Source organism: Variovorax glucosi (assembly GCF_051216695.1).
Classification (GTDB): Bacteria; Pseudomonadota; Gammaproteobacteria; order Burkholderiales; family Burkholderiaceae_C; genus Variovorax.
Genome location: NZ_JBPJZE010000001.1, coordinates 992,601 through 1,011,820 on the forward strand (window position 1 = coordinate 992,601; position 19,220 = coordinate 1,011,820).

Genomic DNA, 19,220 nt, shown 5'->3' on the forward strand with positions numbered 1-19,220 from the left:
GATATTCCAGGCTGCGACGCCCCGTGAAGGGACGTCGGTTGCACAAGACCGAGCGGCGAATTCCGCCGCCACGGACATCAGGACTGCGAGTCGCGACGGAAACCGTCTTGCGTCGGCTGCTGCTGCTGCTCGCTCGATTCGACAGGCGCAGACATCGGCTGGTTCTGCTGGAAGGACTGCTGCGGCTGTTGCTGCTGGTCGCCGCCACGATCGTTTCGTTCGTTGCGGTCGTTTCCTTCGAAACGTGGCGCACGGTCGCCACGCGGAGTGCGATCGCCACCGCGGTCGCCACGGTCGTTGCGGTCGCCACGAGGTGCGCGATCGCCACGGTCTTCGCGCGGACGCTCGCTGAATTCCATGCCGGCCGGACGCTCGGTCAGGGCCTTCATCGACAGCTTGACGCGGCCCTTCTCGTCGGTCTCGAGAACCTTGACCTTGACGATCTGGCCTTCGCTCAGGTAGTCGGTGACCTTCTCGACGCGTTCATGGGCGATCTGGCTGATGTGCAGCAGGCCGTCCTTGCCGGGCAGCAGATTGATCAGCGCGCCGAAGTCGAGGATCTTCGTGACCGGGCCTTCGTACACCTTGCCGATTTCGACTTCCGCCGTGATCTGCTCGATGCGCTTCTTGGCGATTTCGGCCTTCTCCGGATCGGTCGACGCGATGGTGATGGTGCCGTCTTCGTCGATGTTGATCGTCGTGCCGGTTTCTTCCTGCAGGCCGCGGATGACGGCGCCGCCCTTGCCGATCACGTCGCGGATCTTCTCCGGATTGATCTTCAGCGTGGTCATGCGCGGTGCGAACTGCGACACCTCGGTATTGGCCGAACCCTGTGCTTCCTGCATCTTGCCGAGGATGTGCACGCGCGCTTCCTTGGCTTGCGCCAGCGCGACCTGCATGATTTCCTTGGTGATGCCCTGGATCTTGATGTCCATCTGGAGCGCGGTGATGCCGGCGGTCGTGCCGGCCACCTTGAAGTCCATGTCGCCCAGGTGATCTTCGTCGCCCAGGATGTCGGTCAGCACCGCAAAGCGATTGCCTTCCTTGATCAGGCCCATGGCGATGCCGGCGACGTGCGCCTTGACCGGCACGCCGGCGTCCATCATCGACAGGCAGCCGCCGCAGACCGAAGCCATCGACGACGAACCGTTCGATTCGGTGATTTCCGAAACCACACGGATCGTGTACGGGAACTCTTCCTTGCTCGGCAGCACGGCCACCAGGGCTCGCTTGGCCAGGCGGCCGTGGCCGATTTCGCGGCGCTTGGTCGAACCCATGCGGCCGACTTCGCCGGTGGCGAACGGAGGCATGTTGTAGTGGAACAGGAAGCGGTCTTCGTACTCGCCGGCCAGCGCGTCGATGCGCTGGGCATCGCGTTCGGTTCCGAGCGTCGTGATGACCAGCGCCTGCGTTTCGCCGCGCGTGAAGATGGCCGAACCGTGGGTGCGTGGCAGCACGGAGTTACGGATCTCGATCGGGCGCACGGTGCGCGTGTCGCGGCCGTCGATGCGCGGCTCGCCTTCGAGGATCTGGCTGCGCACGATCTTCGATTCGATCGCAAACAGCAGATCGTTGACCTTTCCCGAATCGAACGGCTCGCCGCTTTCCTTCAGCGACGACATCACACCGGCGGTGGTTTCGCGCAGGGCCTGCGTGCGGGCCTGCTTGCTGCGGATCTGGTAGACCGCGCGGAGCTTTTCTTCGGCCAGGCCGTTGATCCTGGCAACGAAGTTTTCGTCCTCTGCAGGCGCCTTCCAGTCCCACATCGGCTTGCCGGCGTCGCGCACCAGTTCGTGGATCGCGTTGATGGCGATGGCCGCCTGCTCGTGACCGAACACGATGCCGCCGAGCATGACTTCCTCGCTCAGTTGCAGCGCTTCGGACTCGACCATGAGCACGGCCGCTTCGGTGCCGGCAACGACCAGGTCCATCTGCGAATCCTTGCGTGCGGTCTGACCCGGATTCAGCACGTACTGACCGTTGATGTAGCCCACGCGCGCAGCGCCGATCGGGCCGCTGAACGGAATGCCGGAAATCGACAGCGCGGCGCTGACGCCGATCATGGCGGCGATGTCTGCATCGACTTCAGGGTTGAGCGACAGCGTGTGGATGACCACATGCACTTCGTTCAGAAAACCTTCCGGAAACAGCGGGCGGATCGGACGGTCGATCAGGCGGCTGGTGAGGGTTTCGTGTTCGCTGGGCTTGGCTTCGCGCTTGAAGAAACTGCCGGGGATCTTGCCCGCGGCATAGGTCTTCTCGATGTAGTCGACGGTCAGCGGGAAGAAGTCCTGGCCGGGCTTGGCCGACTTGGAAGCCACGACGGTGGCCAGCACGACGGTACCTTCGATATCAACGACGACGGCGCCGCTCGCCTGGCGGGCGATTTCGCCCGTTTCCAGCACGACCTTCTTGTCGCCCCATTGGAACGACTTGGTGACTTTATTGAAGAGGCTCATGTTTTGCTCCTGTTGAAAAGCGAACCGGCGCAAGAAACACGCTTGCATCGTTCCGCAGGGTACGAAGCGCTTTCAGAACACGATGCCATTCCAGCGAAACTCTGCCCTGGAAAGCTGAATTTCGTTGGAATGACACAGCTTCGCTCTGTGCGGCACTCCGAAACTAGGGTTCGCGAAGTAAAAAACGCCTGAGCTAGCGGACTAACCCAGGCGTTTTTTCATGCGATCCGACTTACTTGCGCAGACCCAGCTTGGCGATCAGCGCGGTGTAGCGTTCTGCATCCTTGGACTTGAGGTAGTCCAGGAGCTTCCGGCGACGGCTCACCATGCGCAACAGACCGCGACGACCGTGATGGTCCTTGGCATGCGTCTTGAAGTGAGGGGTGAGTTCGTTGATGCGAGCGGTCAGCAGTGCGACTTGCACTTCTGGGCTACCCGTGTCGTTGGCGGCGCGGGCGTTGTCTTTGACGACTTCGGCCTTGATGGAAGCTGCGATCATTTTGATTTCCTTGTTCCGAGATATCGATGCCGATATCGGTGTATTGACTTGCGGTAGGCGCTGGAACTGCACTTACCGTGTGCCTTGCAGCATGCAAAGCTCGCGGATTATAGCTCGGCGCAGCAGCTCAGCTCGGTTGCGCCGCCAGCCAGTTCTTCAGGCGCTCGACGCCTTCGACCAGACGCTGCGGATCTTTCGACGCGAAGCACCAACGCAGCCAGCCCTGCGCTTCCGGAGCGAAAGCGTTGCCGGGCGCCAGTCCGAGCCCGGCTTCCACGACCAGGCGCTTTGCGGTTTCGAGCGAGTCAGGAAATCCTTCCAGCTTGAAAAAAGCGTACATGCCGCCCTTCGCGGGCGCCACCTGCACGCCAGGCACCGCGGCCAGGAGCGGAACCAGCACATCGCGGCAGGACTTGAGGTGGGCGACCACGCGCGGCGTGATGTCCTGGGTGTGCGCCAGCGCTGCCAATCCGGCACGCTGGGTGAACACGCTCGCGCAGGACGTGTTGAACTCGATCAGCTTTCCCATGCCGTCCACCATCGAAGGCGGCATCACCAGCCAGCCGAGGCGCCAGCCGGTCATGAGGAAGCTCTTGGAAAAGCTGTGCACCACCACCAGCCGATCGTCGGCAGCCGAGATATCCAGAAAACTCGGCGCGCATCCGTTGGGTGTCGGCTCGTAATAGAGCCTTTCATAGACCTCGTCGGCGAGGATCCAGGTGCCGGTTTTGCGGCAGTGATCCAGTATGGTGCGCTGCTCGTCGCGCGTGAGCGTCCAGCCGGTCGGATTGTTGGGTGCATTGAGGATCAGCAGCTTCGTGCCCCGGGTGACCGCGGCACGCAGGGCGTCGAGGTCGAGCGTCCATTCGCCGTCGGCCGGCTGCAGTGGAACGCAGCGCACGCGTGCCCCCATGATGGCGGGTTGCGCGACCAGGTTCGGCCAGACCGGCGTCACTGCAACGACCTCGTCCCCGGCATCGACCAGTGCCTGCACAGCCAGCATCAGCGCGTTGACGCCGCCGGATGTGATGGCGATGCGCGACGCGTCGACCGGCGGATGCAACGCGCCGATGTAGCGCGCGACCGCTTCCCGCAATTCGGGCAATCCGAGGTTGTGGGAATAGAAGGTTTCGCCGCGCTCTAGCGACTCGATGGCCGCCTGACGCACGACGTCCGGTGTTCCTTCGTCGCTTTCTCCGAACCAGAACGCGAGCACGTCGTCGCGTCCGATACCGGCATTCGCGACTTCGCGAATCCTGGAGGCTTCGAGATCCTGAATGGCTTGACGCATGTTTTTCCTCAAGGGCGCTGCATCTTGCAGCTGGTGGGCATTTCTGCTTTTTCAGGAGCGACGGTCTTCAAAACCCGGAAGCCGTACCCCGAACCTTCGACGTCGAATTTCACGCCCGGCGTACCCTGCCGATCCATCACGCCGACCACCAGTTGCTGCTGGAACTGATGATCTTCGGCGCGCATGCGGCCGCGTTGTCCGGCAAGCGTCACGTCGGCACGCTCCAGCGCGCGCGCGACCGCCACCGCATCGGTGCTGCCGGCACTCTGAACAGCCTGCGCCAGCGCTTCGATCATCAGCTGCATGCGCATGTGCACGTAATCGTCGGACGCCTTCGGGAAGCGGGTGCGAAATTCGCGATAGAAGGCTTCGGACTGCGGCGTCTGCACGTTCGGCAACCAGTCGGCAACCGCGATCACGCGGCCGATGCCGGCATCGCCGATGGCGGCCGGGGCGCCCAGCGCATTGCCGTAGAACGTGTAGAAAGTGCCGTTGAAACCCGCTTCGCGCGCTGCCTTCACCAGCAATGTCAGGTCGTTGCCCCAGTTGCCGGTGACCACTGCCTGCGCACCGCTGGCCAGGATCTTGGTTGCGTAAGGCGCGAAATCCTTCACGCGTCCCATCGGATGCAGCTCCTCGCCGACGACCTGCACATCGGGTCGCAGCGCGCCAAGCTGGCGTTTCGATTCGCGCAGCACCGACTGACCGAAGCTGTAATCCTGCCCGATCAGGTAGACGCGCTTGAGCGCCGCGTCGTCCTTGACCACGTCCATCAGCGCCGTCACGCGCATGTCGGAATGGGCGTCGAAACGGAAGTGCCAGAAGCTGCAGCGCTCGTTGGTGAGCACCGGATCGACAGCCGAATAGTTCAGGAAGATCACGCGGCGCGACGGATCGCGTGCGTTGTTCTTGTCGATCGCATCGAGCAGCGCCGCAGCCGTCGCCGACGAATTGCCTTGCAGCACGATGCGCGCGCCGTCATCCATGGCTGCGCGCAGGGCGGACAGTGCTTCTTCGTTCTGGCCCTTGCTGTCGTAGCGCTCGATTTCCAGCCGACGTGCGCCGCCGGGCAGCCTGATGCCGCCACGAGCGTTGACGCGTTCCACGGCCCAGAGGACGTTTCGGAAAACGGCCTCACCGGTATTGGCGAAAGGGCCGCTCATGCTTTCGATCAGGGCCAGCTTGATGGGTGCGTTGCCGCCGGCGATCTCGGGCTGCGCCTGGGCCGCATGGACGATCCGGGAAACCTGGAAAGCGGCTGTCGCGCATAGCGCCGTGGCCGCAAATTTCAAGGTCTTGCGGCGAGAAAGAAAGCGCTGGTTCATTGTCTTGAAACGCTTGCCGGCAGGCCTAGATGGGATGGCAAGCGGCACTCGATAGTGAAGGGCCGCGCAGTGTACGGGACACGCTTGTCCCGATTGTTTTCAATCCTTTTTGGAGCCTTTCATGTTCTTCGCACCCGAATTCCGCACCGCCCATTTCGTTCCACGCGCGTCGGATCGCAACTTCGAGCGCTTCGTCAACGGCGCCCTCCTGTCCGGTCCGCAGTCGGTGCCGGAGGTCGAGCAGGATGAAAAGAGCTGGACCCTGTCGCTAGACGTGCCGGGGCTTTCACGCGACGACCTCAGCATTGGCATCGAAGGTGCTTGTGTCCGCATCGAAAGCAAACCCGAAGCCAAGCGGCGCGTGAAGAAAGTCTACGAGCTGCCGCAGGAGATCGACGCCGCCGTCAGCGAAGCAAAGCTCGAAAACGGTGTCCTGACCCTAAAGCTCGGCAAGCTGGTGCCGATAAACAAGGTACATCAGCTGTCGATCAACTGATCGCGAACATCTTGTCCGATGGGTTAAATCGGACAACCGCAGATTTTTCGCCAGTCGTCATCCGACTGGCTTTTTTTTATGTTTGAATGCGAAATGTGTGTAAAACATCACTCAAAGTGTATGTTTTAACGAACTTTATTACTAACTTGAGGTCGCGGTCTTGCTGACAGCTCCTGGCAGCGCGCCCCGACAAAAGGGGCTCCGCCTTGGAAACACATCTGCATTCCGCCGTCGCCGGCACGCGCTCCGACACTTTGCTGGTGTTCCTGCCCGGTGCGTTCCTGCAGCCGGAGGAGTTCGAGCATCAGGGCTTCGTCAGCGCAGTGCGCAGTCATCGGTACGCGACGGATGTGATGCTGGTCGATGCCAACGTCTCTTATTACTACGACCAGACTTTTGTCCGGCGTCTGAGCGAAGGCGTACTCGCTCCCGCCCGTCACCAGGGTTACAAATCGATCTGGCTGGTCGGCATCTCGATCGGTGGCTTCGGAGCCCTGACACACGAATTGCTGCAGCCGGGGTTGGTCGAGGGCATCGTGGTGCTGGCGCCATACCTCGGGCGCCGACCGCTGGGTGCGGAAATCCAGAAGGCCGGCGGCTTGCGCGTCTGGCAGAAACCCGAAGGCCCACCGCCCGACCAGGAAATCGACCGCGAGCTCTGGCCGTTCCTGCAGCGCTATGTCACGCCGGAAACTGCGGCAGAAATGCCGCCGCTTTACCTGGGCTACGGACTCGCCGATCGCTTCGCGCCCAATCACCGCCTGCTTGCCGACGCCCTGCCAGAAGGCCATGTCTTCACGACCGAAGGCGGCCACGACTGGCCGCAATGGTCTCAGTTGTGGCGCGACATGTTGCACGTACTGCCGTTGCCCGTTCTCGCGGCCGAAACGCCGGCGCTCGAACACGGCTCCTGAAAGTTGCAGGTCGGGGCCGACAATACGCGCCCCAAAGCCACGCCCCAGGGCGCACCGAAGCAACGTGATCTCTTTCAGCACCCTCGCCTCCGTCGCCGCACTGGCCGGCGCACTCGCAACCGGATTGACAGCAACATCGAATGCCGACGCAGGCACGGTGGTTGCGCTGCCGGCAGCCTCCACAAAAGCCAGCGCCGAAGTCTTCTTTTCCCCCGGCGCCGACACCGACAAGGCGATCGCCGCGCTCATCTCCAGTGCCCGCAGCCGCGTCTGGCTCGCCGGCTATTACTTCACTTCAGCCACGATCGCCAAGGCGCTGGACCAGGCGCATGCGCGCGGCATCGACGTTCGCGTGGTGCTCGACCGGTCGCAAGTCACGCAGAAATATTCCAGCGCGACCTACTTTCACAACCACGGCGTCCCACTTTGGATCAATGCGCGCTATCCGGTGATGCACCACAAGTTCCTGATCGTCGATGCCGACACGATCGGGCTCGGGTCGATGAACTTCACACGGGCCGGCGCCCAGAAGAATGCCGAGAACTTCAACCTGTTCCGTCGATGGCCCGCGATAGTCGCGCCGTATGCAGCGGAATTCGACCGGCTGGCAAAGGAATCCGTACGCTACCGGCCGGGCATGACTTTCGACGACGACGACTTTCCGGCCGGAAGGTCCGAACGACAGGAATGACCGGTTTCAGACTGGGACGGCCGAATTGGACGATTTGGCCGAATCGGACGAGGCAGTCACGATCGTGTCCAGCGGCCAGCGCGGCTTGACGTCGAACGCATAGACATCGGTCGCCGACTGGATGCCCGACTGCAGCCGCATCGCCGCGGCCATCGCGATCATCGCGCCGTTGTCGGTGCACAGATGCAGTTCGGGATAGTGGACCCGCACGCCGCGCGCCGCGCAGGCAGCATCGAGTTGCTCGCGAAGCTTGCGGTTCGCGCCGACCCCGCCCGCGACGACGAGGCGCCTGAGCCCGGTCTCCTGCAACGCGGCGAGCGACTTCTTCAGCAGCACTTCGACGATCGCCGCCTGCGTCGATGCTGCGAGATCCGCCTTTCGCGCTTCCAGATCGTCGCCCAGCTTCCGGGCCTGCGTGAGCACGGCGGTCTTCAGGCCGGCAAACGAAAAGTCCAGATTGCCGCTGTGCAGCAACGGTCGTGGCAACTTGAACGCCGCCGGATCGCCCGCTTCCGCCAGCTTCGCCAGCCAAGGGCCGCCGGGATACGGCAGGCCCATCAGCTTGGCCGACTTGTCGAACGCCTCGCCGGCTGCGTCGTCGATGGTTTCGCCGAGGATTTCGTAGCGGCCGACGCCGTCGACACGCATCAGCTGCGTGTGTCCGCCGGACACCAGCAGCGCGACGAACGGAAATTCCGGAGCATCGACGCTGAGGAACGGCGACAGCAGATGCCCCTCCAGGTGATGCACGCCAAGCACAGGCTTGTCGAGCGCAGCGCCCAGGGCACATGCCACCCCGGCGCCCACCAGCAATGCCCCTGCCAGGCCGGGGCCGCGCGTGTAGGCCACGACGTCGACATCGGCAAGCGATCTGCCGGCCTCGTCGAAGACCTGCTGCGTCAGCGGCAGCACGCGGCGGATGTGGTCGCGACTGGCCAGCTCCGGCACCACGCCGCCGTAGGCCTGGTGCATGACGATCTGACTGTGCAGCGCGTGGGACAGCAGCGCCGGGAGAACGCCGGGGCTTTGCGATGTTTCGACGAGGGCCACGCCCGTTTCGTCGCAAGATGATTCGATTCCGAGGACCAGCATTCGCCGAGTGTAGGTGCCGCCCCCGAATGGGGCACGGATGTTGCTGGAAGTCCTTCACGATGAAATCCGGACTGAGCTTTCTTGTCGCCGCACTGCGAAGCGAAATAGACGAACTCGATCAACTCGGGCGCACCAGCGAACTCGTGGGTGCGATCGGCCGTCTGGTGCACGGTCTCCAGCGGGAACGCGGGATCTCCAACGTGGTCCTGGCATCAGGCGGAAAGCGCTTCGTCGCCGAACTGGGAGCGCAGATCGCCGAGTCGCTCCAGCTCGAGGAGCGGGTACGCGAATGCTTCGACCGGCTGGAGACCGATCCCGGTCGCCTGGGCAACGGAACGCGCCTGTTCAGCCGCATCGCCTGGGTCATTCCGGGACTGGACGCCCTGCCCGATCTTCGACGACGCATCGGTACGCTGAATGTCACGGTCGCCGATTCCACCACGGCCTTCGTGAAGCTGATTGCCGGGTTGCTCGCGGTGGTGTTCGAAGCCGCCGATGGTGCCACCGACCCCGAGATTTCGCGCTTGCTGGTGGCGATGTTCAATTTCATGCAGGGCAAGGAATTCGCCGGCCAGGAGCGGGCTTGCGGTGCAGCCGCCTTCACTTCGGGGCGCAACGACAGCGCGCGTCAGGAGCAGTGGCTGCACCTGATCGAATCGCAGGAGCGTTGTTTCCAGGTGTTCTCCGAATTCTCCGGCCCGGCACTCGAGGCGCAATGGCTGGCCAACCTGCCGCCCGCCCACACGGCGGAGCTGGAGCGGATGCGCCGCATCGCCTGCGCCGCGCCGGCCGGCGTGGCGCTCGACCCCGAACTCAGCGCGCTCTGGTTCGACTGCTGCACGCGCCGGATCGATGCCATGCAGACGGTCGAAACGCGCCTCGCAGCCGATTTGCGCCAGCTGTGCAGTGAAAAGACGGCAAGCGTGCGCGTCGAGATGGCGGCGCACACCGAATTGCTGACCCAGATCGCGACCCGATCACCCTCCTCGCCTTCGGCCGCCGCCTTCTTCGACTCCGCGCCTTCCGTATCGTCCGAAGCGGCGCCGACCCGGCCGGCGTCCAACACCGCGCTGTACGGCCGTCAGCTTGAGCGGGCCATCCTCGAGCTGGTGCAGGACCAATCGCGCCGCCTCCAGGCGATGAGCGACGAGCTCGACACCGTCCGCGGCGCGCTCAACGAACGAAAGCTAGTCGAGCGCGCCAAGGGTCTGCTGATGGCGCACCGGAAGCTGAGCGAAGAAGATGCACACAAGATGCTGCGCCAGACCGCGATGAACCAGAACCGGCGCCTGGTCGACGTGGCCGAATCGGTGCTGGCGATGGCGGACTACCTTCCCATTCACGAGCGCAGCTGATCGCGGCGAACCGCTTTGGTGCGGCGCACAACGAACGTGCGGAAAGGGGCGACAAAAGCAGGACGAAAAGCTGGCACGCCGTTTGCATCGTTCAGCGCATGGACCGACGAAGGTCATCAGGCAGGCAGCATCCAAAGGCGGGTGGCGCCAGCCGCAACGGACAAAGGCGTCCGCATCCGCAAGGGCTCGTTTTCGAACAGCCCGGCGCGATGCGGACGCCTTTTTTGTTTTTCACGTTTCTTCTTCCGGAGTCCGCCTCATGTCCGATTTGCTACCGAAACCCAATCTCAGCCGCCGAACGGTGCTGCAAGCCGCAGCCATCGGCGCCCTCGCCATCGACCCGGCGCTGCGCGCCGCGGTCTATGCCCAAGGCTCCGACAAGCCTGAAAAGGAAGAGGTCAAGATCGGCTTCATTCCGCTGACCGACTGCGCCAGCATCGTGATGGCTTCGGTGCTGGGCATCGACAAGAAGTACGGCGTGAAGTTCGCGCTGAGCAAGGAGTCGAGCTGGGCCGGCGTGCGCGACAAGCTGGTAAACGGCGACCTCGACATGGCGCATGTGCTGTACGGCCTGATCTACGGCGTGCATCTGGGCGTCGGCAGCACCAAGAAGGACATGGCGGTGCTCATGACGCTGAACAACAACGGCCAGGCGATCACGCTGTCGAAGAAGCTGGCGGAAAAGGGCGTGGTCGACGCACCCTCGCTGGCCAAGTACATAGCCAAGGAAAAGGGCGAATACACCTTCGCCCAGACGTTTCCGACCGGCACCCACGCGATGTGGCTCTATTACTGGCTCGCTTCGGCCGGCATCGACCCGTTCAAGGACGTGAAGAACATCGTCGTTCCGCCGCCGCAGATGGTCGCCAACATGCGCATCGGCAACATGGACGGCTTCTGCGTCGGCGAGCCGTGGAACCAGCGCGCGATCATGGACAACATCGGCGTGACCGCGATCACCACCCAGGACATCTGGAAAGACCATCCCGAAAAGGTGCTGGGCACGACCGCCGACTTCGCCAAGAAGTACCCGAACACGGCCCGCGCAGTGACCGCCGCCATCCTTGAAGCCGGCAAGTGGATCGACACCGGCCTGCAGAACAAGAACAAGATGGCCGAAACCATCGCCGACAAGAGCTACGTCAACACCAGCGTCGACGCCATCAACCAGCGCATCCTGGGCCGCTACACCAACGGCATGGGCAAGAACTGGGACGACCCGAACTACATGAAGTTCTACAACGACGGCGCGGTGAACTTCCCGTACCTGTCGGACGGCATGTGGTTCCTGACGCAGCACAAGCGCTGGGGCTTGCTGAAGGCGCATCCCGACTACCTCAAGGTCGCCACCGACATCAACCGCATCGATATCTACAAGCAGGCCGCCACGGCCAGCAAGACGCCGGTGCCGGCATCGCCGATGCGCACCAGCAAGCTGATGGACGGCGTGGTCTGGGATGGCAAGGAGCCTGCGAAGTACGCGGATTCCTTCAAGGTCAAGGTTTAAGGAGAACACCATGGTCAGCGCTGTTTTTCACTCCCCGCTGGAGGCCTCCGCGCCTCTGTCCACCACGGCCGGCGTCGCTGCCAGCACCGTGACCCTGCCGCCCAAGGTGACGGTCGCCGCCACGCCACGCAAGGCATTCGACATCCGCGCCTTCTGGATGCGCGTCCTGCCGCCGCTGGTCGGCTTCGGCGTGCTGCTCGTGATCTGGGAACTGATCGCGGTGAGCAGCACCAACGGGTTTCCGACGCCGATGACCACCTTCAAGCAGGCAATGGTCGTCTTCAGCGATCCGTTCTACAGCAAGGGACCGAACGACCAGGGCGTGGGCTGGAACATCCTGTCGTCGCTCCAGCGCGTGGCTTTCGGCTTCGGACTGGCCGCGATCGTCGGCATTCCGGCCGGCTTCGCCATCGGGCGCTTCGAATTCCTGGCGCGCATGTTCAATCCGCTGATCAGCCTGCTGCGCCCGGTTTCGCCGCTGGCCTGGCTGCCGATCGGGCTGCTGGTGTTCAAGGGCGCCAACCCGGCAGCCATCTGGACCATCTTCATCTGCTCGATCTGGCCGATGGTGATCAACACGGCCGTCGGCGTGCAGCGCGTACCGAGCGACTACATGAACGTAGCCAAGGTGCTGAACCTGAGCGAGTGGAAGATCATCACGAAGATCCTGTTCCCGGCCGTGCTGCCGTACATGCTGACCGGCGTGCGCCTGGCCGTCGGCACAGCCTGGCTGGTGATCGTCGCGGCCGAAATGCTGACCGGCGGCGTCGGCATCGGCTTCTGGGTGTGGGACGAATGGAACAACCTGAACGTCGCCAACATCATCATCGCGATCTTCGTCATCGGCGTGGTGGGCCTGATCCTCGAATTCGCACTCATCAAGATCGCAACCGCATTCACGTTCGAAGAGGTGAAATCATGAACGACGACAAGAAATTCATCGACATCCAGGACGTCGAGCAGACCTTCAAGACGGCCAAGGGCAGCTTCCAGGCGTTGCGCGACATCAATCTGACGGTAGCCAAGGGCGAGTTCGTGGCGCTGATCGGCCATTCCGGCTGCGGCAAGTCGACGCTGCTCAATCTGATCGCCGGCCTGACGATGCCGACGCACGGCACGCTGCTCTGCGGCAACCGCGAAATCGGCGGCCCGGGACCGGAGCGCGCGGTCGTGTTCCAGAACCATTCGCTGCTGCCCTGGCTGACCTGCTTCGAGAACATCTACCTCGGCGTCGAACGCGTGTTTGGCCCGAGCGAGTCGAAGGCGCAATTGCGCGCACGCACCGACGCGGCGCTGGCGCTGGTCGGCCTGACGCCTGCCACGCAGAAGCGGCCCGGCGAGATTTCCGGCGGAATGAAGCAGCGCGTGGGCATCGCCCGGGCGCTGGCGATGGAGCCGAAGGTCCTGCTGATGGACGAGCCCTTCGGCGCACTCGACGCGCTGACCCGCGCACGGCTGCAGGACGAACTGCTCGCCATCGTGCAGAAGACGCAGAGCACCGTCGTGATGGTGACGCACGATGTCGACGAGGCAGTGCTGCTCTCGGACAAGATCGTGATGATGACCAATGGGCCATCGGCGACCATCGGCGAAGTGCTGAGCGTCGAGCTGAAGCGGCCGCGCAACCGGGTCGAGCTGGCCGAAGACCGCGACTACGTTCACTACCGCAAGGCGGTGATCGACTTCCTGTACACGCGTCAGGGGCACGTCGAGAAGGCTGCCTGAGAGCTCATCGGTTCAGCATCAGTCCTTCATGTCTTCCAGCTCCACGCCCTTCGTCTCGCGCACCGCCGCGAGCACGAAGACCAGCGACAGCACCGCGAAGAACGCATAGAGCCCGTAAGCGAAGGTCAGGCCGAGCTCGGCCAGCTTCGGGAAGCTGCTGGTGATCGCGAAGTTCGCCAGCCACTGCGCCGCTGCGGCGACGGCGAGCGCGATGGCACGGATGCGGTTCGGGAACATCTCGCCGAGCAGCACCCAGACCACCGGTCCCCAGCTGACGCCGAAGAAAACGACATAAAGGTTGGCGGCGACCAGCGCCACGGGTCCCCAGGGCGCTGGCAGGCTGATTTCCGCGCCGCTGCCCGTTGCCTGCGCGAAACACCAGGCCATCACACCCAGCGTCAGCGCCATGCCGGCCGAACCGACCACCAGCAGCGGCTTCCGGCCGATGCGGTCGACGAGCGCCATCGCCACCAGCGTGATGACGACGTTAACCACCGACGTCGCGACGGTGATCCTGAAGGCATCGGCCTCGCTGAAGCCGACCGAATGCCAGAGCGTCGACGAGTAATAGAAGATCACGTTGATGCCGACGAACTGCTGGAACACCGACAGCAGGATGCCGATCCACACCACCGGCAGCAGCCCCATCGCCGGGCCGCGCAGATCGGCCAGGCGCGGACGGTATTCGGCCTGCAGGCTCTGCTGGATGTTGCGCACCTTGCGCATTGCGGTGCGGCCGTCGATGCCGAGCAGCTGCGACAGCACGCCGGCCGCCATCGCCTTGTCGCCCTTGGCCACCAGATAACGCGGCGATTCGGGCACCCTCGTGACGAGCACGCACCAGATCACCGCCGGCAGCACCATCACGATGAACATCCAGCGCCATGCCGCGAGGCCTAGCCAAAGCTCGGCCGATGCACTGCCGGCGAGATGGGCGAGCAAGGCATCGGTCGCCAGCGCGCAGAAGATGCCGAGCACGATCGCCAGTTGCTGCAGCGAACCCAGCCGGCCGCGAACATGCGCCGGAGACACTTCCGCGATGTAGGCCGGCGCGATCACCGAAGCCATCCCGACGCCGATGCCGCCGACCAGCCTCCACAGGATCAGGTCCCAGACGCCGAACACCATCCCCGAACCGAGTGCGCTCAATGCCAGCAGCACCGCAGCCACCTGCATGGTGCGCACGCGGCCCCAGCGGTCGGCGATACGGCCGGCATACCAGGCGCCGACGGCGGAGCCGAGCAAGGCGCAAGAGACGGCGAAGCCGGTGAAGGCGGCGTTCAGGCCGAAGCTCAGTCGGATCGCGTTCACCGCGCCGTTGATCACCGCCGTGTCGGCCCCGAAGAGAAACCCGCCGAGCGCGGCGACGGCGGCGATCAGGATCACGCGCGCGTTCGCATGCGGCGCAGGCGTTGGCGACGGATCGGTCGCACCCGGCGCCTGTGTGGAAATACTCAAGATGCGCTCCTCGCTGCGGCCAAAGGGCGCGATTGTGCCCGCAGGACACGATTGAACGCGCACCAATGCAAAGCGTCCCTGCTGGCATGGCGCTTGCATGCCAACCTCGCAAGATTCCCGGCGGTAAGGATGTCGCAGGGAATTCTCAGGACAAAGGCGTCCGCATGACAGCCCGGCTCACGCCGGGCCCCACCATGCGGACGCCTTTTTGTTTTTCCAGGGCACCACTCAAAGCGATGGATAGCGGAGAACGGCGATGGACATGCGTGCGAAGAAGCTGAAACTGGTGCTGGTCGGCAACGGCATGGCCGGCGTGCGCACGCTCGAGGAGCTGATCAAGATCGACCCCGATCTCTACGAGATCACCGTATTCGGCGCCGAGCCGCATCCCAACTACAACCGGATCATGCTGTCGCCGGTGCTGGCCGGCGAGCAGACGATCGACGAAATCGTGCTGAACCCGTGGTCCTGGTACGAAGAGAACGGGATCACCGTGCACGCGGGATGCAAGGTGTTCGAGGTCGACCGCGTCAGGCGGCTCGTGCGCGCCGAGGATGGCAACGGCAAAGGCGGCGTCATCGAGACGCCCTACGACCGCCTGCTGTTGTGCACCGGCTCCGATCCTTTCATGATTCCCGTTCCGGGCAAGAATCTCGAAGGCGTGATCGCCTACCGGGACATCGCCGACACGCAGAACATGATCGACACCGCCAGGACGCACAGGCATGCAGTCGTGATCGGCGGCGGCCTGCTCGGCCTGGAAGCAGCGAACGGTCTGATGCTGCGCGGCATGACAGTGACCGTCGTGCACGTCAATGCCTGGCTGATGGACCGCCAGCTCGACGAAACGGCCGGCGGCCTGCTGCGCCGATCACTCGAAGCGCGCGGCCTCAACTTCCGGCTGGGCGCCCACACGCAGGAACTCGTCGGCGACGCGGACGACGGCAAGGCCGGCCGCGTGAAGGCGATCCGCTTCAAGGATGGCTCCGAGGAAGCGGCCGACCTGGTCGTGATGGCGGTCGGCATCCGCCCGAACGTGAAGCTGGCCGAATCGATGCGCCTGCACTGCAACCGGGGCATCGTCGTCAACGACACGCTTCAGACCGTGACCGACGCCCGCATCTACGCGGTCGGCGAATGCGCGGCGCACCGCGGCATCGCCTACGGCCTGGTGGCGCCGCTGTTCGAGCAGGCGAAGGTCGCCGCCAACCACCTGGCGGAGATGGGCTACGGCCGCTACCTCGGCTCGCTGACGTCGACAAAGCTCAAGGTGACCGGCATCGACCTCTTCAGCGCAGGAAATTTCACAGGCGGCGAAGGCACGGAAGAAATCGTGCTCAACGACCCTTTCGGCGGCGTCTACAAGAAACTGGTGATCAAGGACGACAAGCTGATCGGTGCCTGCCTTTTCGGCGACACCGTCGACGGCAGCTGGTATTACCAGTTGCTGCGCGAAGGCCGCAGCGTGAGAGACATCCGCGAGACGCTGATGTTCGGCGACGCCACCGCATGCTGAAGAACAAGAAGAAGAAAAAGATGCACATGCTGGAAACCAGATCAACCTGCCCCTACTGCGGCGTCGGCTGCGGCGTCGTCATCGAATCCGACGGCGCGCAGATCACCGGCGTGCGGGGCGATCCGGACCATCCGGCGAACTTCGGACGCCTCTGCACCAAGGGCTCGACGCTGCATCTCACCGCGACGGCCGAAGTCACGCTGCAGACACGCCTGCTGCAACCGATGCAGCGACTGCAACGCGATACCGCACCGCAGCCTGTCGGCTGGAGCCACGCACTCGACACCGCCGCCGACAAGTTCGCGCAGGTCATCGCCGACCACGGCCCGGACGCCGTCGGCTTCTACATCTCCGGCCAGCTGCTGACGGAGGACTACTACGTCTTCAACAAGCTGGCCAAGGGCCTGATCGGCACCAACAACGTCGACACCAATTCGCGCCTGTGCATGAGCAGCGCGGTCGCCGGCTACAAGAAGACGCTGGGCGCCGATGCGCCGCCGGCCTGCTACGACGACTTCAACGATGCCGACTGCCTGTTCATCGTCGGCAGCAACACCGCCTGGGCGCATCCGATCCTGTTCCGGCGCATCGAGGACGCGAAGCGCGCGAATCCGTCGATGAAGACCGTCGTCGTCGACCCGCGCCGCACCGACACCTGCGAGATCGCCGACCTGCACCTGCCGATCCAGCCGGGCACCGACGTGATGCTGTTCCACGGCCTGCTGCACCTGATGCTGCGGGAAGGATGGACCAGGCCCGACTACATCGCCGCCCACACCAGCGGCTTCGACGCGCTCGAGGCGACCGTGCGCGACTGCACGCCCGACCGTGTCGCGCAGATCTGCGGCATCGACGAGGCCGCGCTGATCGAAGCCGCGCGGCTCTTCGCGACCTCACCCGCGACGCTGAGCCTGTATTGCCAGGGCCTGAACCAGTCGAGCTCGGGCACCGCCAAGAACGCGACACTCATCAACCTGCATCTGGCGACGGCGCAGATCGGTCGTCCCGGCGCCGGGCCGTTCTCGCTGACCGGCCAGCCGAATGCGATGGGCGGGCGCGAAGTCGGCGGCATGGCGAACCTGCTGAGCGCGCATCGCGATCTGGCGAATCCGGTGCACCGCGCCGAAGTGGCGGCGCTCTGGGGTGTCGACAGCGTGCCGTCGCAACCGGGCAAGACGGCGGTCGACATGTTCCAGGCAGCGGCCGACGGCGAAATCAAGGCGCTGTGGATTTCGTGCACCAATCCGGCCCAGTCGATGCCCGATCAGGCAACCGTGCGGCGCGCCCTGGAACGCTGCGAATTCGTCGTCGTGCAGGAAGCCTTCGCGACGACCGCGACCTGCAACTACGCCGACCTGTTGCTGCCGGCGACGACGTGGGGCGAGAAGGTCGGCACGGTGACCAACAGCGAACGCCGGATCTCGCGCGTCCGGCCGGCTGTCGCGGCGCCCGGCGAAACGCGTCACGACTGGTCGGCCGTGACCGATTTCGCGCAGCGCCTCGAAGCGCGGATGGCCGCGCGCGAGGCCACCTCGCTTTTTCCCTATGCGCTCGACAGCGAAGCCGGCGCCGAAGCCATCTGGAAAGAGCATCGGGAGACCACGCGCGGTCGCGACCTGGACATCACCGGGCTGAGCTGGTCGATGCTCGACGCGCAAGGTCCGCAGCAATGGCCTCTGCCCGAAGGCGCGACGACCGGCCGCGTGCGGCTCTACGAAGACGGCATCTTCCCGACAGCCGATGGCCGTGCCCGTTTCTTCGACGCGCCGTTCAAGCCGGTGGCCGAAGCGCGGGACGCACGCTTTCCGTTCTCCCTCAACAGCGGGCGGCTGCGCGACCAGTGGCACGGCATGAGCCGCACCGGCACGCTGGGCCGGCTGTTCGGCCACGCGCCTGAACCAGTGGTGCAGATGAATCCGCAGGACATGGCACGCTGCCAGATCGGCGAAGGCGAACTGGTCGAGGTGGCGTCGCGGCGCGGCGCGGTGGTTCTGCCCGCACAGGGCAGCACGGACATCGGCATGCGCCAGAGCTACATCGCGATGCACTGGGGCGAGGAAGCGTTGAGCGGCCGCTCCGCCGACGGCAGTCGCATCGCCGGCATCAACGCGGTCACGACGTCCGCCTACTGCCCCGATTCGAAACAGCCCGAACTCAAGCACGCGGCCGTCCGCATTTCCAGGGCCGCGCTGCCCTGGTCGCTGGTGACGGCGGCCTGGTTGCCTGCGGACCGCGTGTTGTCGGTGCAGCAGGCCTTGCGCGCGCTGATGACCGAATTCCACTTCGCGAGCTGCGTGCCTTTCGGCAGCGGCGCGCCGCTCCAGGCGGGCGTGCCGGACCCGACCGGCATCCTTTTTCGCGCTGCCGGCCACGAAGCGCCGCCGGCAGAACTGCTGGTGCGCATCGAGGCACTGATGGGCCTGGCGACGGCGGACGTTCTGCGCTATTCGGACGAGCGGAAAGGTCAGCAGCGCCGGATGCGACTGGTCCGACCGGCACCCGACAGCGACGAGGCGCGGCTCGAAGGCTTCCTGCTGGCCGGCGACACACGGGCCGAAGCCTGGATCAAGGCGCTGCTGCTCGACCGCCTGCCCGCGCAATCGTTCGGCCGTCAACTGTTGCGACCGGGTGCGACCGCGCCGGCCGGGGTCGCCGCGCGCGGCAAACTGGTCTGCAGCTGCTTCGGCGTGACCGAAACCGCGATCGACGATCTGCTGAGGCAAACCGCCGGCGACGACGCCGGGCGTCTCTCCTGTCTGCAGGAAGCGCTGAAGTGCGGTACCAACTGCGGCTCCTGCATTCCCGAACTCAAGCGCCGCGTTCGCAGCATCGCCATCGTGCCCGCTGCGGCCGTTGAGGCCACTGCGACTGCCGCGGCATAGGACAATCTCC

The 19,220-nt window shown here is 64.5% G+C and carries 14 protein-coding genes and 1 pseudogene; 9 read left to right on the plus strand and 6 right to left on the minus strand.

Annotated features, from left to right (window positions below):
* Positions 1-77: 77 nt before the first annotated feature.
* The 4 genes from pnp to ACSFA3_RS04770 all read right to left on the minus strand — a co-directional run bounded on the left by pnp (position 78) and on the right by ACSFA3_RS04770 (position 5,574).
* Positions 78-2,459 carry a polyribonucleotide nucleotidyltransferase gene (pnp, locus tag ACSFA3_RS04755; protein WP_435504238.1) on the minus strand — a complete coding sequence of 794 codons (2,382 nt, stop codon included), beginning with the start codon at positions 2,457-2,459 and terminating at the stop codon, positions 78-80.
* Between the two features lie 232 nt (positions 2,460-2,691).
* Complete coding sequence (gene rpsO / locus ACSFA3_RS04760; RefSeq protein ID WP_056579564.1) at positions 2,692-2,958, minus strand: 30S ribosomal protein S15; 267 nt, start codon at positions 2,956-2,958, stop codon at positions 2,692-2,694.
* Positions 2,959-3,085: 127 nt separating this feature from the next.
* Positions 3,086-4,249 (minus strand): pyridoxal phosphate-dependent aminotransferase, encoded by a 1,164-nt coding sequence (locus ACSFA3_RS04765; protein WP_435504239.1) that lies wholly within the window; start codon positions 4,247-4,249, stop codon positions 3,086-3,088.
* An 8-nt stretch (positions 4,250-4,257) separates the two neighbouring features.
* Positions 4,258-5,574 (minus strand): branched-chain amino acid ABC transporter substrate-binding protein, encoded by a 1,317-nt coding sequence (locus ACSFA3_RS04770; protein ID WP_435504240.1) that lies wholly within the window; start codon positions 5,572-5,574, stop codon positions 4,258-4,260.
* A gap of 121 nt (positions 5,575-5,695) precedes the next feature.
* Between ACSFA3_RS04770 and ACSFA3_RS04775 the strand changes: the two genes are divergently transcribed.
* From ACSFA3_RS04775 to ACSFA3_RS04785, 3 genes are all read left to right on the plus strand, one after another.
* Positions 5,696-6,070, plus strand: coding sequence for an Hsp20/alpha crystallin family protein (locus tag ACSFA3_RS04775; RefSeq protein ID WP_435504241.1), 375 nt, complete (start codon positions 5,696-5,698; stop codon positions 6,068-6,070).
* Between the two features lie 206 nt (positions 6,071-6,276).
* The gene (locus ACSFA3_RS04780) at positions 6,277-6,984 is read left to right on the plus strand and encodes an alpha/beta fold hydrolase (RefSeq protein ID WP_435504242.1); all 708 of its coding nucleotides are present in this window, start codon (positions 6,277-6,279) and stop codon (positions 6,982-6,984) included.
* Positions 6,985-7,048: 64 nt separating this feature from the next.
* Complete coding sequence (locus ACSFA3_RS04785) at positions 7,049-7,675, plus strand: phospholipase D family nuclease (RefSeq protein WP_435504243.1); 627 nt, start codon at positions 7,049-7,051, stop codon at positions 7,673-7,675.
* Positions 7,676-7,681: 6 nt separating this feature from the next.
* Here the strand turns inward: ACSFA3_RS04785 and tsaD are convergent, their stop codons facing one another.
* Entirely contained in the window at positions 7,682-8,767 is a 1,086-nt protein-coding gene (gene tsaD, locus ACSFA3_RS04790; RefSeq protein WP_435504244.1) for a tRNA (adenosine(37)-N6)-threonylcarbamoyltransferase complex transferase subunit TsaD, read from the minus strand.
* A gap of 59 nt (positions 8,768-8,826) precedes the next feature.
* On the opposite strand from tsaD, the gene ACSFA3_RS04795 reads away from it, so the two are divergent.
* The 4 genes from ACSFA3_RS04795 to ACSFA3_RS04810 all read left to right on the plus strand — a co-directional run bounded on the left by ACSFA3_RS04795 (position 8,827) and on the right by ACSFA3_RS04810 (position 13,354).
* On the plus strand, positions 8,827-10,122 hold the full coding sequence (locus tag ACSFA3_RS04795) for a nitrate- and nitrite sensing domain-containing protein (protein WP_435504245.1): 1,296 nt from the start codon (positions 8,827-8,829) through the stop codon (positions 10,120-10,122).
* Positions 10,123-10,381: 259 nt separating this feature from the next.
* Positions 10,382-11,629 (plus strand): CmpA/NrtA family ABC transporter substrate-binding protein, encoded by a 1,248-nt coding sequence (locus ACSFA3_RS04800; protein WP_435504246.1) that lies wholly within the window; start codon positions 10,382-10,384, stop codon positions 11,627-11,629.
* A 10-nt stretch (positions 11,630-11,639) separates the two neighbouring features.
* Positions 11,640-12,551 carry a nitrate ABC transporter permease gene (ntrB, locus tag ACSFA3_RS04805; RefSeq protein WP_435504247.1) on the plus strand — a complete coding sequence of 304 codons (912 nt, stop codon included), beginning with the start codon at positions 11,640-11,642 and terminating at the stop codon, positions 12,549-12,551.
* Positions 12,548-13,354, plus strand: coding sequence for an ABC transporter ATP-binding protein (locus ACSFA3_RS04810; RefSeq protein ID WP_435504248.1), 807 nt, complete (start codon positions 12,548-12,550; stop codon positions 13,352-13,354). Before ntrB ends, ACSFA3_RS04810 begins: the two co-directional genes overlap by 4 nt.
* An 18-nt stretch (positions 13,355-13,372) precedes the next feature.
* On the opposite strand, the gene ACSFA3_RS04815 is transcribed toward ACSFA3_RS04810, so the two are convergent.
* Entirely contained in the window at positions 13,373-14,812 is a 1,440-nt protein-coding gene (locus ACSFA3_RS04815) for a sugar porter family MFS transporter (RefSeq protein WP_435504249.1), read from the minus strand.
* 262 nt (positions 14,813-15,074) lie between these two features.
* Here ACSFA3_RS04815 and ACSFA3_RS04820 point away from each other — a divergent pair.
* A pseudogene (locus ACSFA3_RS04820) lies at positions 15,075-16,316 on the plus strand (NAD(P)/FAD-dependent oxidoreductase); the annotation flags it as partial.
* Between the two features lie 38 nt (positions 16,317-16,354).
* Complete coding sequence (locus ACSFA3_RS04825) at positions 16,355-19,210, plus strand: nitrate reductase (RefSeq protein ID WP_435504957.1); 2,856 nt, start codon at positions 16,355-16,357, stop codon at positions 19,208-19,210.
* Positions 19,211-19,220 lie beyond the last annotated feature (10 nt).

What these genes read in the sequence shown, in the direction of transcription:
- ntrB (WP_435504247.1), top strand. Translation starts at nt 11,640, where the DNA reads ATGGTCAGCGCTGTTTTTCACTCCCCGCTGGAGGCCTCCGCGCCTCTG.
- ACSFA3_RS04765 (WP_435504239.1), bottom strand. Translation starts at nt 4,249, where the DNA reads ATGCGTCAAGCCATTCAGGATCTCGAAGCCTCCAGGATTCGCGAAGTC.
- ACSFA3_RS04800 (WP_435504246.1), top strand. Translation starts at nt 10,382, where the DNA reads ATGTCCGATTTGCTACCGAAACCCAATCTCAGCCGCCGAACGGTGCTG.
- ACSFA3_RS04775 (WP_435504241.1), top strand. Translation starts at nt 5,696, where the DNA reads ATGTTCTTCGCACCCGAATTCCGCACCGCCCATTTCGTTCCACGCGCG.
- ACSFA3_RS04770 (WP_435504240.1), bottom strand. Translation starts at nt 5,574, where the DNA reads ATGAACCAGCGCTTTCTTTCTCGCCGCAAGACCTTGAAATTTGCGGCC.
- ACSFA3_RS04810 (WP_435504248.1), top strand. Translation starts at nt 12,548, where the DNA reads ATGAACGACGACAAGAAATTCATCGACATCCAGGACGTCGAGCAGACC.
- ACSFA3_RS04825 (WP_435504957.1), top strand. Translation starts at nt 16,355, where the DNA reads ATGCTGGAAACCAGATCAACCTGCCCCTACTGCGGCGTCGGCTGCGGC.
- ACSFA3_RS04795 (WP_435504245.1), top strand. Translation starts at nt 8,827, where the DNA reads ATGAAATCCGGACTGAGCTTTCTTGTCGCCGCACTGCGAAGCGAAATA.
- rpsO (WP_056579564.1), bottom strand. Translation starts at nt 2,958, where the DNA reads ATGATCGCAGCTTCCATCAAGGCCGAAGTCGTCAAAGACAACGCCCGC.
- tsaD (WP_435504244.1), bottom strand. Translation starts at nt 8,767, where the DNA reads ATGCTGGTCCTCGGAATCGAATCATCTTGCGACGAAACGGGCGTGGCC.
- pnp (WP_435504238.1), bottom strand. Translation starts at nt 2,459, where the DNA reads ATGAGCCTCTTCAATAAAGTCACCAAGTCGTTCCAATGGGGCGACAAG.